This is a genomic window from Prosthecobacter sp., from assembly GCF_044226605.1.
Taxonomy (GTDB): domain Bacteria; phylum Verrucomicrobiota; class Verrucomicrobiia; order Verrucomicrobiales; family Verrucomicrobiaceae; genus Prosthecobacter.
The window spans coordinates 239602-255617 of sequence record NZ_JBGAGS010000002.1 but is presented as its reverse complement, the minus strand read 5'-3'; the positions used below and the strand labels follow the sequence as shown (position 1 = coordinate 255617).

Annotated in this window: 13 protein-coding genes; 7 read left to right on the top strand and 6 right to left on the bottom strand. The window is 59.8% G+C overall.

Annotated elements, in window-relative coordinates:
* Positions 1 to 4 precede the first annotated feature (4 nt).
* The 4 genes from tssH to ACILSO_RS03165 all read left to right on the top strand — a co-directional run bounded on the left by tssH (position 5) and on the right by ACILSO_RS03165 (position 5372).
* Complete coding sequence (tssH, locus tag ACILSO_RS03180) at positions 5 to 2638, top strand: type VI secretion system ATPase TssH (RefSeq protein ID WP_395735917.1); 2634 nt, start codon at positions 5 to 7, stop codon at positions 2636 to 2638.
* A gap of 99 nt (positions 2639 to 2737) precedes the next feature.
* On the top strand, positions 2738 to 3661 hold the full coding sequence (locus tag ACILSO_RS03175) for a hypothetical protein (protein WP_395735916.1): 924 nt from the start codon (positions 2738 to 2740) through the stop codon (positions 3659 to 3661).
* Between the two features lie 74 nt (positions 3662 to 3735).
* A complete protein-coding gene (locus tag ACILSO_RS03170; protein ID WP_395735915.1) occupies positions 3736 to 5085 on the top strand; it encodes a hypothetical protein in 1350 nt (449 codons plus the stop codon).
* A gap of 143 nt (positions 5086 to 5228) precedes the next feature.
* The gene (locus ACILSO_RS03165; RefSeq protein ID WP_395735914.1) at positions 5229 to 5372 is read left to right on the top strand and encodes a hypothetical protein; all 144 of its coding nucleotides are present in this window, start codon (positions 5229 to 5231) and stop codon (positions 5370 to 5372) included.
* Between the two features lie 134 nt (positions 5373 to 5506).
* Here ACILSO_RS03165 and ACILSO_RS03160 read toward each other — a convergent pair whose 3' ends face one another.
* The 5 genes from ACILSO_RS03160 to ACILSO_RS03140 all read right to left on the bottom strand — a co-directional run bounded on the left by ACILSO_RS03160 (position 5507) and on the right by ACILSO_RS03140 (position 12608).
* Complete coding sequence (locus ACILSO_RS03160; protein ID WP_395735913.1) at positions 5507 to 7975, bottom strand: DUF1592 domain-containing protein; 2469 nt, start codon at positions 7973 to 7975, stop codon at positions 5507 to 5509.
* A gap of 34 nt (positions 7976 to 8009) precedes the next feature.
* A complete protein-coding gene (locus tag ACILSO_RS03155) occupies positions 8010 to 10418 on the bottom strand; it encodes a DUF1552 domain-containing protein (protein WP_395735912.1) in 2409 nt (802 codons plus the stop codon).
* On the bottom strand, positions 10415 to 11062 hold the full coding sequence (locus tag ACILSO_RS03150; protein WP_395735911.1) for a hypothetical protein: 648 nt from the start codon (positions 11060 to 11062) through the stop codon (positions 10415 to 10417). Before ACILSO_RS03150 ends, ACILSO_RS03155 begins: the two co-directional genes overlap by 4 nt.
* Positions 11063 to 11257: 195 nt before the next feature.
* Positions 11258 to 11818, bottom strand: coding sequence for a hypothetical protein (locus tag ACILSO_RS03145; RefSeq protein ID WP_395735910.1), 561 nt, complete (start codon positions 11816 to 11818; stop codon positions 11258 to 11260).
* 85 nt (positions 11819 to 11903) lie between these two features.
* The gene (locus tag ACILSO_RS03140) at positions 11904 to 12608 is read right to left on the bottom strand and encodes a hypothetical protein (RefSeq protein ID WP_395735909.1); all 705 of its coding nucleotides are present in this window, start codon (positions 12606 to 12608) and stop codon (positions 11904 to 11906) included.
* Between the two features lie 475 nt (positions 12609 to 13083).
* Here ACILSO_RS03140 and ACILSO_RS03135 point away from each other — a divergent pair, with 475 nt between their 5' ends.
* Positions 13084 to 13791: a LuxR C-terminal-related transcriptional regulator gene (locus tag ACILSO_RS03135; protein ID WP_395735908.1), complete on the top strand. Its 708-nt coding sequence runs from the start codon at positions 13084 to 13086 to the stop codon at positions 13789 to 13791.
* A gap of 251 nt (positions 13792 to 14042) precedes the next feature.
* Here ACILSO_RS03135 and ACILSO_RS03130 read toward each other — a convergent pair whose 3' ends face one another.
* Positions 14043 to 14567, bottom strand: a complete 525-nt coding sequence (locus ACILSO_RS03130) for a cytochrome C (RefSeq protein WP_395735907.1) — start codon at positions 14565 to 14567, stop codon at positions 14043 to 14045.
* Between the two features lie 115 nt (positions 14568 to 14682).
* Here ACILSO_RS03130 and trmB point away from each other — a divergent pair, with 115 nt between their 5' ends.
* Both trmB and ACILSO_RS03120 read left to right on the top strand, forming a co-directional pair.
* The gene (trmB, locus tag ACILSO_RS03125; protein ID WP_395735906.1) at positions 14683 to 15282 is read left to right on the top strand and encodes a tRNA (guanosine(46)-N7)-methyltransferase TrmB; all 600 of its coding nucleotides are present in this window, start codon (positions 14683 to 14685) and stop codon (positions 15280 to 15282) included.
* Positions 15283 to 15290: 8 nt separating this feature from the next.
* Complete coding sequence (locus ACILSO_RS03120) at positions 15291 to 15977, top strand: rhamnogalacturonan acetylesterase (RefSeq protein WP_395735905.1); 687 nt, start codon at positions 15291 to 15293, stop codon at positions 15975 to 15977.
* The last annotated feature ends 39 nt before the right edge of the window (positions 15978 to 16016 follow it).

Sequence of the window (16016 nt, the reverse complement as noted above, 5' to 3'; positions counted from 1 at the left end):
TCTTATGGCTGAAATCCGCCCCGCTGACCTCTTTGGACGTTTAAACCGCCTCGGCTACAAGTGCATGGAAAGTGCCGCCACTTTTTGCAAGCTGCGTGGCAATCCCAAGATCGAGCTCATTCATTTCCTGCATCAGGTCTTCAACGAGCAGGACAGCGACCTTCACCGCATCGTTCAGCATTTCGGCTTGGATGCCTCCAAGCTCAGCAGCCACATGCAGCGCAGTCTCGATCTCCTCCCGCGCGGCGCCAGCAGCATCAGCGGCTTTTCACAGTCCTTGCGCGAGGCCTCCGAGCAGGGCTGGGTTTACGCCTCCCTCATGTACAAGCAGGGAAAGGTCCGCACCGGACACATCGTCGTCGGCATGCTGAAGAGCCCTTCTCTCGCCGGTCACTTCCTCGCCCTCAGCGATGAATTCCGCAAAATCAATGCCGACGTCCTCACCGACGAACTCACGAAAATCATCACCGGCTCTCCCGAGGACGGCATGACGGAAAACGTGGGTGCGGGCGCCACGCCTGGCGAGGCCAGCGGCGCTGTTCAGGAAGAGGGCAAAGGCGGCAGCGCCCTCGCTCAATTCGCAGTCGATCTCACTCAGCGCGCCCGCGATGGCGAGATCGACCCCATTCTCGGCCGCGACGAGGAAATCCGCCAGATCGTGGACATCCTCATGCGCCGCCGTCAGAACAATCCCATCCTCACTGGGGAGGCTGGCGTGGGAAAAACCGCTGTCGTCGAAGGTTTCGCCATGCGGATCGCCAGTGGCGATGTCCCGCCAGCCTTGCGCGAGGTCAGGCTTTGCTCGCTCGATCTCGGTCTGCTCCAGGCCGGCGCCAGCATGAAGGGCGAATTCGAAGAGCGTCTCAAAAAAGTCATCGAAGAGGTCCAGGCCTCTCCCAAGCCCATCATCCTCTTCATCGATGAAGCCCACACGCTCATCGGCGCAGGCGGTCAGGCCGGCCAGAACGATGCTGCCAACCTTCTCAAGCCAGCCCTCGCTCGTGGCACCCTTCGCACCATCGCCGCCACCACCTGGGCCGAGTACAAAAAATACTTCGAAAAAGACCCCGCCCTGACCCGCCGCTTCCAGGTCATCAAGGTCGAGGAGCCTGACGAGGAAAAAGCCGTGCGCATGATCCGTGGCCTTGCTCCGGTTTTGGAAAAACATCACAAGGTGCCCGTGCTCGACTCTGCGCTGGAGGCCGCCGCGCGCCTCTCCGGCCGCTACATCCCCTCCCGTCAGCTTCCGGACAAAGCCGTCAGCCTCATCGACACCGCCTGCGCTCGCGTGGCCATCAGCCAGCATGCCACGCCTGCCGAGGTGGAAGACGCCACCCGCCTCATCGAAGTCCTCAAAACCGAAATCGACATCCTCGACAAGGAAGGCGCCATCGGCCTTGATCACGCCAAGCGCAAAGCCGACGTCTCCGAGCGCATCGCCGCGGAGGAAGAGCGCCTCGCAGGCCTCACCACTCGTTGGGAAGCTGAAAAAGAGCTCGTCAAAAAACTCCTCACCGCGCGCGAGTCTGCACAAAAACTCGAAGCCGAAGGCCGGGACGCACTCCTCGCCACCTGCCTCGAAATCGAAAAAGAACTCTCCACCATGCAGGGAGAGACTCCCCTCGTCTTCCCGCATGTGGACGAGCATGCCGTCGCTGCGGTCATTTCGGACTGGACTGGCATCCCTGCGGGTCGCATGGTCAAAAACGAGATCGAGCAGACCCTGAAGCTCGCGGACATCCTCGAACGCCGCGTCATCGGCCAGCGTCACGCCCTCGACACCATCGCGCGCCGTGTGCAGACCAGCCGCGCACGCCTGGACAATCCCAACCGCCCCATCGGCGTCTTCATGCTCGCAGGCCCCTCCGGCACCGGCAAGACCGAGACCGCCCTCACCCTCGCCGAAACACTCTTTGGCGATGAGAGCAGCCTCATCTCCATCAACATGAGCGAGTTTCAGGAATCCCACACCGTCTCCACCCTCAAAGGCGCGCCTCCCGGCTACGTCGGCTACGGCGAAGGCGGCAAGCTCACTGAGGCCGTCCGCCGGCGCCCTTATTCCGTCGTGCTTCTGGACGAAGTCGAAAAAGCCCACCCAGACGTCCATGAGATCTTCTTCCAGGTCTTCGACAAAGGCTGGATGGAAGACGGCGAAGGTCGTTTCATCGACTTCAAAAACACCCTCATCATCCTCACCAGCAATGCCGCCCAGGATGTCGTCACCAGCCTCTGCAAAGATCCCGAGCTCATGCCAGATGCCGAAGCCCTGGAAAAAGCCATGCGCCTGCCTCTGACGAAAGTGTTTCCCGATGCCCTGCTAAACCGCCTCGTCGTCGTTCCCTACTATCCCATCAGCCAGGAAATGCTGCGCGCCATCATCAAGCTCAACCTCCGTAAGGTGGAGAAGCGCGTGAAGGAAAACCACGGCATACCCTTCACCTATGGAGAGGACGTCATCGATCTCATCGTCCAGCGCTGCACCGAGCTCGAGCGCGGCGCACGCCTCGTGGACGCCATCGTCACCAACCAGCTCCTCCCCGAAATCGGCCGCGAGTTCCTCACCCGCATGATGGAAGGCCGCCCCCTCGAAAAAATCGCCGTCATCGCAAAAGACGGCGAGTTTGCCTTCGAGTTTTGATCTTCTCCCGCTCCGCCTGAAACCTTGCTCCGAAGCGCTTCCTCCACAGCACTGCGGCACAAGCCTTCTCAGAAATCCAACCTCTCAGCCCCACCTGCCATGCTGCCCAGTGATTTTCTCTCTAATGCCATCCGCCCGGCGTTAAACAAGATTGGAAATGGTGGCGCGGACGCCGAGGAGCTTCTTCTCGGAACCGCTATCCAGGAAAGCCAGCTAAGGCACCGTCACCAGATTGGCGGCGGCCCCGCGGTGGGATTGTTTCAGATGGAGCCTGCCACCCACAACGACATCTGGTCAAACTACCTCGCCTATCACAAGGCCCTCGCAGCCCAGGTCACCGGGCTCATGACGAGTCCCACCGCGAACAAGATCACCGAGCTCGCCAATAACGACAAATACGCCGCCGCCATGGCACGCGTCCATTATCTCAGGCGCCATGCTCAGATCCCACACGCCGGCGACATCGCCGCCATGGCCGCATGCTGGAAGAGATACTGGAACACTCACCTCGGCAAGGGCACCGAACGCCAGTACGTCGAAAACTGGAATGCCATGATGGGCATCAGCCACGCTCCTCAGCTTCTCGTCAGTCGTGAAAAGTGCTTTTCTCTGTTAAATCAGCTCATCGCCGCCAAGACCAAGTACGGTCTCGGCTCCAAAGCGCATCCCATCAATGCCGAGCCTTCTAAAATCAAAGCCATCGACTGCAGCGGCCTGGTTCGCTACCTCGTTTACAATGCCAGCAAAGACCATTCCTTCCCGGATGGGAGCTGGACTCAGATGGATTACCTCACCAAGAAAAAATTCCGCAAAGTCGACTACAAGCACAAGGCTTCACTCAATGACAGCTGGCTCCGGATTGCTTTCATCAAAAAGTCAGGCAGTCATCCCGGCCACGTCTGGCTCATTCACAACGGCAAGACCATCGAAAGTCATGGTGGGAAAGGCCCTGACCGCAGGCCTTGGAATGCCTCCGTCCTCGTAAAAGGAGTGTGCTGCTGCTTTGATCTTGGCCCCATGTAAGCCCCCATGTTCTCCCTGTTTACCCATCCCCCTTGCTTCAGCAGGACTGCCCTCCAACATGCAGGCGCCACACTATGAAATTCACGCTTCCAGCATCGGTCTGGCAGGTGCTCCTGCTTTTTCTGGCCTCCGCATTCTCCTCTTCCGCCCAGGACCAGTACCGCATCTTCGCCCCCGCCAAGGATGTCGCCATGCTCGTGGACGTCTCCGTATCCGTGAAGAGCGATCGCGACGGACACGAAGACGCCAAAAAAATCATCCAGTCCATCGTCTCCGGCCGCGGCTTCAAAAATCAAAACCTCAATGACAAATGGGTCATCGAGGCCAATCCCGAAATGATCGGCCTCTTCGGCGCTTACCTGGGCCAGCCCCCGGCAGCAGGCACTGCGGAGCTCCGGCCTCTGCTCGCAGACAACAGCAGCTTCCTCACCATGCGCATCGGCACGGTGCAGACCGTCCTCACCAGCGGCACCGCCCGCAAACTCAAAACCACCGCCGAGCTCGACACCCTCATCGAGTCCACCTACCCCAAGACCGGGGAGATGAACGACAAAAGCACCTGCTTCTGGCTCGCCATGGCCCGCGCCGCAGGCACCCTCTCCCAGCAGTCCAGGCTCGGCTACTACCTCTTCGTCGTTTCAGACGAAGAAGACGACCCCGACTATCGCAAGGAGGGCCCCCCCGGTCACACCGCCAGCGACTACAAAGCCTACACCGAGACCCTCGCCAAAACCTACCCCGAAACCGCCATCCGTGGCGAGATCGCCCGTTACTTCGACTTCATCGGCCCCAACGCCAGGAAGGTCGAAATGTACCGCGCGCGCAGCGACTTCAAACAAATCCTCATCGCCAAGTTCTTTCAGTCCCGCGGTCGCAGCAGCAAAAAAGTTTCCCTCGCATGGTACGCCATGGGCGTCGTCCCACAGCGCGTCCGCGTCCCCCGCGTGCCCACCCCTCCCCCCGTCGTGCTTGAGCAGCCCGGCCCGCAGCTCGCCCACTACGAAGCCCCCAGGCTCCAGCCCGCCATCCAATGGCTCGGCGGCATTGCCGAGGTCAATCACAAGCGATTCGACTACCCAGGCCCCCTCCTGGTGTGGCAGGTCAAAAACGCCGAAGCCAGCGGTTTTGACTCCGACGTAAGGCCCGTCGTCCAGGTGGACAATCAAAGCCGCAGGAACCGCAAGATGATCTCCTCCCGCCACGACCAGCAGACCTGGCCCCTCCCCGCGGATCTCGATCCCGGCGACCACGAAATCATTCTCCGTCATGCATCGCTCGACAGCGAATCAAACATCTCCATCCGCCGCAGTTCCTACTTCTGGCTCTACACCCTCGCCATCATCTCCGTCGCCCTCGCCCTCGGAGTCTTCATCCTCTCCTGGCGCACCCTCCGCCAGTCCCGCCCCGCCCGCGCTGCCCTCTGATCCCCGCGCCCCTTCCGGGCTCCGCGTGATCGAGAAGCCCCCTCCCCGCAACGTGCGCCACCGCAAGTGGGCCGCCACTGCTTGTCCACCGTTACAAGGCAAGCGTCGTTCAAGGAGATCACGCCTTCCATTACCAGTCCCTCATGGATTACATTCACCCCAATCCGGTGCGCGACACCATCGCCAGCATCGCCAACCATTTCACCACCACCCCCGGCACCACCCTCAAGCCGGGCGATGAAATCATGATCTCCGCCATGGGCGCCGTTTCCGTCAGTGCCCGGTGATTCCGCCACCATCGCTCCCCGGGCCAGGAGGTGCGACCCCGACAAAAAACGCATGCTCGGACTGCTGACCTCGGCGCATTATTCATCAGGCCTGCGCGCAGGCGCGGAAAGGGAAGCAGAAGGCAACCAAGGATTTATTTGCAACGGAACGCACGGCTCATCACGATCAATTCCACAAGATCACGCATGCCCAATTTGCGCCTTTCGAACTCTGTGAGGATTTGATCCACCTCACTGCGGTCCGTCGCTTCGACTCGACGGCCACACGAATAGCCGAGAAGCTTTTCGGTCAGAGTGCGGACAAATCGCCCCTTTCGTGCAACCAAGATTTCCTTGAGGCCAATGATGTCTCTAAATGCCTCACCGCTCGGCAGTTCACCGGATGAATCAATCAACGGCCCTTGTTTCCTTGCCACCTGATAGTGCGTGCGCCAGATGCCAATGGGATCAAAATTCTCCAAGGCAAAGCCGAGCGGGTCGATTTTTTGATGGCACTCGTTGCAGGCAGCATCCCTGCGGTGCTTGCCCAGGATCTCGCGTATCGCCGTGGCTCCCCGCACGTCGGGATCAATCGCAGGCACGTTGTCCGGTGGCGGTGCAGGCGGGGTGCCTAGAAGGTTATTCAGCAGCCACACCCCTCGCGTAACTGGGGAGGTCTCCACACCATTCGCGGTCACGGTGAGCACGCTCGCATGTCCCAGCAGCCCTCCACGACGGCGGTCGGACAGATTGACGCGGCGGAACTTATGCGCATCAGCAGGCGTGCTCACCGTTCCCAGGCCGTACAGAGTTGCCAACGGCTGATTCACAAAGGTGTGATCGCTATCCAGAAACTGGACGACGCTGCCGTTTTCATTCAGGAGATGGCGCATAAAAAGCTGCGTTTCACGCTTCATCGCAGCTTGCAGGTCCTGAATGTAATACCGCTCATAGGCTGCGCGGTCAGGGGGGGTGTCACCCAGGCTCCGCAGGTTCAGCCAGGAATCAAGAAACCCTTCCACAAAGGCGTCAGACTTGGGGCTGTTGAGCATGCGCCGCGTCTGGCTGAGCAACACATCGCTTTCCAGCAGTTCATCCGAGTCTGCCAGCTTTCTCAGTTCGGCGTCCGGCAGGCTCGCCCATAGGAAGTAGGAAAGTCGTGCGGCCAGAGCATGCGCCGGCAGCTTTTCACCAACCTGGCCGGGCTCCACTAAATAAAGAAACTCCGGCAGGCAGAGCACCGCCTTGAGGCCGTCTTTCAGGGCTTCCTCAGGCGTGCGGCCTGCATGCCGCCGGCTTTCCACCAGTCCCATCAGCCGCTCCACCACCTCCGCTTTCACGGGATGCCGGCACGCCCGGTCAGCGAAATTCTGCAGCACCGCCCGTGTCCGCTCTGGATCAAAGGCAATGGACCGGTCTCCAAGAACGGCCCGCTGGCTCGGCGGCGGCCATGTCTCGTACAGCGGCCCGCGTACCTGCACCTCATGGATGCGGATGTGCGGCATCTGGCCGTATTGCAGCACGATGCGCCGCGCCTCCGGCATGATGGTGTTGCCTCGCTCCTTTTTGGGCCACATGTCCTGATAGCGCGTGACGATCCGCGTGAAGGCATGGCGGCAGGAGGCCATGCCATTGGGGAAAATGAAGCGCGGCGTCTTTCCCGCATCCAGCCACACCTCCATCGTATACCATTCCGGCTCGCCATCATTGATGAACACCTCGGCAAGTTCTGGCTCCAGCGGTTGCGGGTGAAACAGACGCCCCGCAGTCCAGTCACCCGGCACGATGCCCAGTCGAAACGGCTCCTCGGTCACCCGCTTGAAAATATCCGGATCGTAGGGATGTCGCCGGTGCATCGCCTGCGCTTTCACTTTGATCTCGTAGCGGCCGTCATACGGCACCCCCTTTTCAAAGCCGTGGATGGCGGCATACCCTCCCTCATGATTCTCCGTATCCATGACCTCATAGAGGCAGAGGTAGCGAAAGCCGTACTGCCTCTTATGCTCCACATCCAGTTCCTCTTGCTGCTGAAAGTCACCGTTAAAGACCCACTGCTGCTCCGCAGGCCGCTCATTCATGCCCACTGCCTTTTCAATCAGCTGGTCGGCAGCAGCGACGTGCTGCGCCAGCAGATAGCCGGAGTTTTGCAGCACATCCCCCACATTGTCGAACTGCCCGGCCAGCTGGTCGCTCGGAAACTTCGCCGTTGGGTCAAACCCGCTCATGTCCAGAGCCAGGAGGTCAGACACCGTGTTTCGGTACTCCCGTCGGTTCAGCCGTCGCAGCACGGTCCGGCCGCCCGTACTGCGCAGTCTTCCCCTGGCCTCCGTGACCTCCCGCGTCAGCGCCGTCACAACTGCGATGCGCTCGTCAGCGCTTGGCTGCAGTGCCTTCCTCGGCGGCATGTCACCCAGATTGATCTGATCCACGATGTCCTGCAGCGCCAGAACATCCTCCTCGTTGCTCGCCGGGAGCACAATTTGGTCAAGCCGCCGGTCCCCCTTCTTCTTTTCCGCGCCATGGCAGTCCGTACAGTACTGCTTGAGAAAAGCCCGTGGTTCGCTCGCCCATGCTGAATGCAGGCCTCCTAGGGAACATGTCAGCACGATGGCGATGGCTTTCATTCGGCAGGGCATTGGCTGTTGAAAAAGATTCACCTCACGCAAAACCCGTCAGCGTCCCCTTGCTGGTGCCAAACGCCTCCGCCTCCAGGCCGAAACGCTGCAGCAGCGTCACATACAGGTTGCACAGCGGCTGCTTGTTCAGGCCCAGCATGGAGTACCCACGGTGCTCCCCATGCGCAAAACCACCGCCCCCCAGGATGATCGGCAGGTTGTCGTTTGTGTGCGCATTCGCGTTCGCCATGCCGCTGCCAAAGAGAACCATGGCGTGGTCCAGCAGCGTGCCATCACCATCCCGGATCGACTTCATTTTCCCAAGGAAGCGCGCGAACTGCTCCATCTGGTAAGTTTCCAGTTTTACCAGCCCCTCGATATTTTCAGGCACCTGCCCGTGATGTGAGAGCGCATGGTAGTCCCGCTTCACGCCAAATGCTGCCGCTTCAAATCCACCCGCGATCTCCAGCGTGGCCACGCGCGTTGAATCCGTCTGCAGAGCCAGGGCGATCAGGTCATAAAGCACCGGCAGATCGCCGACGAGTCCCTGGTCGTCCGGCTCCGGCATGGTGGGCTTCGGCTTCTCCACTTCCACCCAGCGCTTCCGCAGTTCGATCTGCTTCTCTACCTCCCGCACCGAGGTAAAGTACTCGTCCAGTTTCTCCACATCCTGCTTGCCCATCTGCCGCTCCAGCGATCTGGCATTGTCTCGCACCACATCCAGGATCGAGCCTTGCAGGGCGAAGTGGTCACGCGTCTGCTCCCGCTCCCGGGCACTGTCAGAAATGAACAGCCGCCGAAACAGCTCCTTCGCTCCCGAAATCGGCGGCACCCGGTTCCCCGCCCGCGTCCAGCACATCATGCAGCCGCCCAGCAGCCCTCCTTCAGAGCCCACCGTCAGCGCCGGAAAGCGCGTCGCACCACCCACCGTTTCCGCTGCGTATTGGTCCAGTGTCATGTTGTGCTCCTCCCGGCTCTTCGCATCAATCGTACGAATGCCGCTCAGGAAGGCGCTCACCGCCCAGTGCCCGCCTTTCAGTCCATGATCCAGGCCGGAGAAAAGTGTGAAATCATTCCGATGCTCCGCCAGGGGGCGCAGCAGCGGCGGCAGATCATAGCCGCGTCCCGTCTTCTTCGGCCAGAAGGCCGGCTGATAAAACCCAAAGGCGTTCCCCACGCACACCAGCCGCATCGGTTGGTCACTTTTCACCCCCGCCCGGCTGCCCACACCACGCCGCCCCATGAAAAAACGATCCGCCACGGAGACCAGCACTGGCAGAGCCACCGTAACACCCGCCCCCGTCAAAAAGAGCCGGCGCGATGGCCGCCGCGAGCCAGAACGCCCGATGTTCACCGCCAGTGCACCTGCGCTTTCATCAGTCATTCTCGCGACTGCCGTCGGCTCGCTCCCAGCCAGCGTCCCCGGCATCACCGCAGCGCCCGTTTTCTTCCAGGCCCGGACGGCCTTTCGCCCCAGCCAGCGCCACTCATCCGCACTCACGAACAGCGCATAAAAGGTGATCATCTGCGCACTGAAAAAAATGAGGTCCTTCATCACCAGTGCGATCACCACATGAAAGCCGATCCCGAGCACAAAGCCGATGGGCCTCAGCTTGCGGATGCAGAACAGCACCGGCGCCTCCAGTTCAAACAGCAGGGACATCCACTGCATCACCGTCCAGGACCATGCCGGCAGCACCCGCAGCAGCCATGCCGCCATGTTCGTCCTGTAAACCCCCTGAACCTGGGTGTGCAGCACGTCACTGTATTTCAGCCAGTCTCCTTTGAATGCCTTGCCCACCCCTGCCGCCAGGTACTGCAGCAGCAGCGTGGCTTGTATCACCCGCAGGCCAAGCACTGATCCTACGAAGCGTCCGGCCGATGCATTCCAAATATAGCCGGGCGTCATCAGGAGGATGCCATACACAGCCACATACAGCTTGTTCAGCGTAAAGGCAGACATCGTGTCTGCACCCTGCACATACACGGCGCTGGCAAACAGCCCCAGGAGTGCAAGCCGCCGCCACTTGTTCAAGATCATCAGCAGGCCCGACAAACCAATGACACCCGCCAGCCCCGCCACTCCCGGCCCCGTGAGCAATTCAAAAGGCGCAGGGTAGCCCATGGGGTTCAGCTCGGACGCCGTCAGGTGAAATCCCGCCTCCGTCAGCCATTCCTCCCACGTGCGGAAACATTGCCCCATCCACGCCAGAAATGTCAGCGTAAACAGAATCTCAAACACCCGTAGCGGCAGCACATCCGCGTCTCCCACCAGAAACTCCCCGCAGTCTCTCAGCTTCGCTTTTGCCTTTGCAGTGAGGTAGCCCGTGCCTGCGGCCTCAGAAATGTCCTTGCCGCAGTGGGGGCATCGGACACCGTCGGCATGAGAAGCAGGGCTTTCCTTCCCTTGCTTTTCCTCCGCCGTGCTCGCCAAGTGTTCTTGTTTCATCATTTTTCCAGGTCGGCGGTTTTGAATCCTGTGCCAGGTCGCTCAGTCGTTTTCGGCGTCCGGCTCGCCGGCGCCGTGACAGCCGGCGTTGACGGTGGCATTCTGTCAGCCACCGCCTTCCCTTGCGTGACGGTAAAGCTCGCGTACGGGCGGAAGGGGGCCGATGGCTTGATGTCCACAGGATCGCGCACCCATTCGCCGCTCGGATTCGCCATTTCAGGCCGGTGGGTCGTCCAGATCGTGTTCCCCATTCTCACCCCCGTCACTTCTCCCTCATTGGGGTGCAGTTTGGCATACTCCTTCGCCACCCACTCCGCCAGCCTCTGTCTCACCATCGGCGCCACCTTCACATGCGAATTTGTGTCCATCAACACCCGGTCTACCCTCTGTCGGAAACCGAACGCTCCCATCGGTGACAGCTCCGCCGTGTCGATCGTTTTCCAGTCGGCCGCGCCCTTCGACTGCACCTGGATCAGAGTTTGATGCCACACAGGCACCCGGCGCGTAAACAGGCCCGCGGCCGTATATTGAAAATTCAGCCTGGAATAGACCCTGACAGGCAGCGGGCCAAGCATCGCTCCAGACACAAAAAAGGGTATCAGCCAGACAACCACGAAGAAGCCTAAACAAGCCAGGCGAAGTTTCATAAAGTTAGCTTTTGATAAATCATTCTGTCACACCATCGGTCCTTTCCACGGAGCCCTTCGCACAGAGCCGTTGTTGCCGCACCTCCGGCCATCCCATCCCAATGCGCCACAGTTTGTCTCAGGCCGGGCGCTCAGAATGTTCTGCGCTGTCCGGCCTGCCTCTTCCTGTTTGCGGCGCGCATGCCCCAAGGCCCGTCAATCGTCTTCAAGGCGGGCCCGCGTCGCGATTTCGTGGTTCATTTTTTCATCGAGCCTGGCCAGTTCGCGATGACGATTTTCGCCGAGCAGCTTGACCAGCTCCTGCTCGGCCAGCACACCCTCCACCTCACTTGATAACGTCAATTCCTTGCCGCTGCCCTCACGCCCTTCGGCTTTGAGATATCTCACAAACATGATCCCTTTCTGGCGCTCCCGTTCCTTGATGATCGAGAGCGCTCTGTTCGCTGCGGCTTCGCCGATCCCCCATCTGGAAAACAATGCACGGTAGTTGGGCTCGCGAACGGCGAAGGCAGCCTCGTCTATTTCACGCTGCATTTCATAAGAGGCGGCGTCTGCCAGTTGCCCCTCGATCCGCTTGCGGTTCTCGGCGGTGGCCGCGGCGACTTCTTCAGGAGTACGAGCACTTGTCGTGAAACTCTCGGATCGGATGGCTGAAGAACCTCCATGGCCACCATTTACCGGTGTTCTTGGCCGGACCAAGTAGAAGCATGCTATCGCAACAAGAGGAATGAGCGCAGGCAGATAACGGGTGTTCATAAGATGTTGGCCTTTTATTTTAATCCTAAATGGCATGAATGCACCTAAAGATAGCATGCATTCATGCCGGTTTGATCAGGAAAGACTACTGGGTAGGTTGCTGGGTGGGTTCTTGGAAGGGTTGCTGCGTGGGCTGCTGCGTGGGCTGCTGCGTGGGCTGCTGCGTGGGCTGCTGCGTGGGCTGCTGTGTGGGCTGCTGTGTGGGCTGCTGCGTCGGCTGTGTGGGCTGCTGCGTCGGCTGTGTGGGCTGCTGCGTCGGCTGCTGCGTCGGCTGCTGCGTCGGCTGCTGCGTCGGCTGCTGCGTCGGCTGCTGTGTGGGCTGCTGTGTGGGCTGCTGTGTGGGCTGCTGTGTGGGCTGCTGTGTGGGCTGCTGTGTGGGCTGCTGCGTCGGCTGCTGCGTCGGCTGCCCCTGCGTCGGCTGCTGCGTCGGCTGGCAGGCAGGGTCGGTGTCTTTATTTTGCCAGGTATCCACCCTGGTCTGCTGCGCTGTAACCTCCCCTTGCTTCGCCTGGGCGGCCGTCCGCTTGGCATCTCTCTGTTTCTTTAAATCCTCCACTTTTTTATCTGCGCCAGGCTGGCTGGAGCCAGACCACGCAACGATGTCGTCGGAAAGGCCGGCGATATCCTTGTAGAGTTGAGCTAGCTCAGCCTTGAGCGCCGTGAGCTTCGCCTGCTCCGCCGCCAATTCGGCTTCGGTTCCGCACCAGGCGTAGACCGTTTGCAACTGTCCTCCTGCGAGGGCAAAGGCTAACAGCAATATTTTGAATAGGAATGACGGGTTGTTCTTCATGATGGTCAGTGTGTATGGGTCGGTTAGTGTTTGTATTTCCTGGTTGCTTTTGGGGGGACTTTGAGTTTCCGGCGGAAACAAGACATGCCTCTATGCCACCACACCGGCGGTGGCTGTCAGCACGGGTGGGGCCATCGGTTTTCTGTCGTTCACTGCTCGTTTGGGACACACGCCTCTCCCTGCTCGTGCAGGCATTGGCGCCCCGACTGATTGGCGTTGAATCGGTTTTATTTTCACAGCGGGACGATTCAGCCGAATTTCATCCCTTTTGTCATGACAGGTAAATCCCTGTAGATTCTCACGGTCTTCCCCTACACAATCGCCTCACCAATACCTCAATACTTAAATTACAATAAAAATAATAAATCCCTGCACCTCTAGCCGTGTACAAACATATCGATAAATCCCTCGCCTAATAAAAAAACAATTCCCACCTACCTTGACACCCGCTGTCGTTTCAATCTAAAACGCGGTGATGAACCAATTGGTGCGCAAGCAAGTTATGGTAGTTCACCCCCTTCCTGTCGTACGCCTCGGCTTAAAATTCATGATCGATTTGGGGTCTGAGATGCAGGTATGCGCTGAAGCATCAACTTTAGCCAGGGCACGAACACTGCTGCCCCGCCACCAGCCGGATCTGGTGGTCGTGGACACCGCAATGGAAGATGACCAGGGGTTCGCTTTCCTCAAAGAGGTAAACAGCGGTTGCACCAGGGGCGTGGTCTTCAGCAGGGCAATGAATACACTCTCCGTGCAGCGTGCGTTTCAATGCGGTGCCAGGGCTGTCATCTCCCACCAGGATTCCCAGGAGGCGGTGCTTTCCGCGCTGCTTGCGGTGGTGGAAGGCCGCAAGCACATCGCTCCCTGCGTAACGGCCACGCTGGCCGGCAATTTCACCATGCCCGGAGTCCAGGAGATCAACGACGCGGAACGCCTGTTGTCGGAACGAGAACTGCAGATCTACTACCTTCTAGGCCGGGGGTGTTCGGTGAAGGAAATCGCAGTGAGGCTGAGTATTTCTGCCAAGACTGTGGAATCCAATGAAGCTCGCATGAAGGAGAAACTGAAGTTGAAAAACAACTCCATACTCCGACATGCAGCCACCTTGTTCGTGAGCAGAAAAGATGAGCAGGCTGATTTCCAATCACCGGCGTCGATGCGTGAACATTTCTCAGCGGTCTAAATTCTCTGCTCCATTCGCAGCTTCATCGGGTGTTCAACTGTCACTCCGCGTCGCTGACTCACTAGTGTAGGCGGCAAAAACGGGATCCGCGGATACGAACCGGCCACATGGGTGACAGGTTGAGCGGGGAGTCAGTGTGACCACGGCATCCTCACCGCTGGCATCGAGCATCTAGTCAGAACCGCGTGCCGCTGCGCGACCAGCGACATTGTTCTTTGCCCGCTTCAACGAAGAACAGGCGTCCAGCCCCCTCACTCCCTCACAAAATCCCGCATCTCATACAGCTTCGGATCTCGCACCGGACTTTTGCGTCCGGCCTTGGCGCGCTTGAGCATCTGTGAAAACAGCGCATCACCCGCCTCCCCTTCGTCCATCCCGCCAAACTGTTCCTCCAGCTTCTCGGGGTCTTCCCCAGCCTCCAGCCGCCGCACCATCTCCCTCAGCTCAGGAGGTGTCTTATCACCCATCATGTCCGTCATCTTGCGCATGAAATGGCCCAGCTGCCGCGGATCAGGATTCTCCTCGTCCATTCCTCCCATGTCCCGCTCCATGTCCTCCATGAAGCTTTCCATCTTCGCCTCATCCACCCCCGCAAACGGATCATCCGCCACGTCCTCCTTCGCCCGGCCAATCACCGCAAAGCTCGACACTCGCCGCTCCATCTTCAGCCCCTCTCCATCCGGACACACTGGCAGCTTGTCCCGGTACGCCAGCGAGCGCGCGAGAAAGGAATACAGCTTGTTGTTGTCCGGACAATAGAACTCGTAGATCGGCATGGTTGAGTGGAATCGTGTGCCACACACTATAAACGCCTCCCGCAATTTTCCAGTTTGGTTCACCCTCCGTAAATCTTTACTTGGCAGAGCACCCATTCCCGCCACTCCATGCCCGGTGCCAGCCCTCTTCACGCCTCCAGACCATTTCCGCGAGCTCACCCACGCAGAGATTTTCCCCGACACCACCCGCCCCCTCGAAGTCGATCTCGGCTGCGGTGACGGCACCTTCATCACCGGCATGGCCGCCCATCACCCGGAGCGCGACTTCCTCGGCGTCGAGCGCATGCTCGGCCGCGTGATCAAAACCGGGCGCAAGATCGAGCGTCAGCACCTCACCAACGCCCGTATCATGCGCCTTGAAAGCGCCTACACCGTCGGCTGGCTCCTCCCCACCGCCAGCGTCTCCCGCCTCCACCTCCTCTGCCCCGACCCCTGGCCCAAGAAAGGCCACGTCTCACGCCGCCTCGTCAATCAGGACGAATTCCTCGACGGTCTCCACCGCATCCTCAAACCCGGCGGCGAATTCCTCCTCAAAACCGACGACCAGCCCTACTTCGAAGACGCCCTCGCCAGCTTCGCCACCCGCGAGCACCAGTTTACCCGCCTCGACTGGCCCTCAGACGCCTTCTTCTACCCCACCACCGACTTCGAGCAAGACTGGCTCAACATGGGACGCTCCATTCATCGTGCGAGATGGCAAAAAACAGAACGTTAAGCTCCCACATGCTCCGCCATTCCTTCCTTTTCCTCCTTCTCTGCCTCAGCACTGCTTTCGCTGAAGACACCCGTACCAAGGTCGCCCTTGCCGGAGACTCCACCGTCACCGACACCGCCGGCTGGGGCGCCGCCTTCGCCAAGCTCCTCGGCCCCAAGGCCGAATGCCTCAACTTTGCCCGCGGCGGCCAGAGCACCAAGAGCTTCCGCGACAGCAAAAACTGGCAAAAGGTCCTCGACTCCAAACCCGCCTACGTCCTCATCCAGTTCGGCCACAACGACATGCCCGGTAAAGGCCCCGCCCGCGAAACTGACCCCGAAACCACCTACCGCGAAAACCTCATCCGTTTCATCGACGAAGCCCGCGCCATCGGTGCCAAGCCCATCATCGTCACCTCCCTGACCCGCCGCGTATTCGATAAAGATAAAATTCGCGGAGAGCTTAAGCCCTACGCTGATGCCGCAACTAAGGTGGCCACCGAAAAACAGGTTCCGCTGGTCGACCTTTTCACGCGCAGCGTGGAACTCCACAACAAGCTCGGCATTGCGGAATCCGACACATTCAATCCCCCCGGCAAAGACGCCAAAACCACCGACCGCACCCACCTCAACCCCCACGGCGCCGAGGTGATTGCAGGCATCATCGCCGAAGAACTGCACAAAACCGCCCCTGATCTTGCGAAGCTTTTGAAGTAGGCGCTTGCTTCAAAGACGTATATGATGCGAACGTGAAGT

Excerpts from the sequence above, each read along its gene's own strand:
- ACILSO_RS03140 (WP_395735909.1), bottom strand. The coding sequence starts at position 12,608 with ATGAAGAACAACCCGTCATTCCTATTCAAAATATTGCTGTTAGCCTTT.
- ACILSO_RS03175 (WP_395735916.1), top strand. The coding sequence starts at position 2,738 with ATGCTGCCCAGTGATTTTCTCTCTAATGCCATCCGCCCGGCGTTAAAC.
- ACILSO_RS03150 (WP_395735911.1), bottom strand. The coding sequence starts at position 11,062 with ATGAAACTTCGCCTGGCTTGTTTAGGCTTCTTCGTGGTTGTCTGGCTG.
- ACILSO_RS03145 (WP_395735910.1), bottom strand. The coding sequence starts at position 11,818 with ATGAACACCCGTTATCTGCCTGCGCTCATTCCTCTTGTTGCGATAGCA.
- ACILSO_RS03135 (WP_395735908.1), top strand. The coding sequence starts at position 13,084 with ATGAACCAATTGGTGCGCAAGCAAGTTATGGTAGTTCACCCCCTTCCT.
- tssH (WP_395735917.1), top strand. The coding sequence starts at position 5 with ATGGCTGAAATCCGCCCCGCTGACCTCTTTGGACGTTTAAACCGCCTC.
- ACILSO_RS03120 (WP_395735905.1), top strand. The coding sequence starts at position 15,291 with ATGCTCCGCCATTCCTTCCTTTTCCTCCTTCTCTGCCTCAGCACTGCT.
- ACILSO_RS03130 (WP_395735907.1), bottom strand. The coding sequence starts at position 14,567 with ATGCCGATCTACGAGTTCTATTGTCCGGACAACAACAAGCTGTATTCC.
- ACILSO_RS03155 (WP_395735912.1), bottom strand. The coding sequence starts at position 10,418 with ATGATGAAACAAGAACACTTGGCGAGCACGGCGGAGGAAAAGCAAGGG.
- ACILSO_RS03160 (WP_395735913.1), bottom strand. The coding sequence starts at position 7,975 with ATGAAAGCCATCGCCATCGTGCTGACATGTTCCCTAGGAGGCCTGCAT.
- ACILSO_RS03170 (WP_395735915.1), top strand. The coding sequence starts at position 3,736 with ATGAAATTCACGCTTCCAGCATCGGTCTGGCAGGTGCTCCTGCTTTTT.
- ACILSO_RS03165 (WP_395735914.1), top strand. The coding sequence starts at position 5,229 with ATGGATTACATTCACCCCAATCCGGTGCGCGACACCATCGCCAGCATC.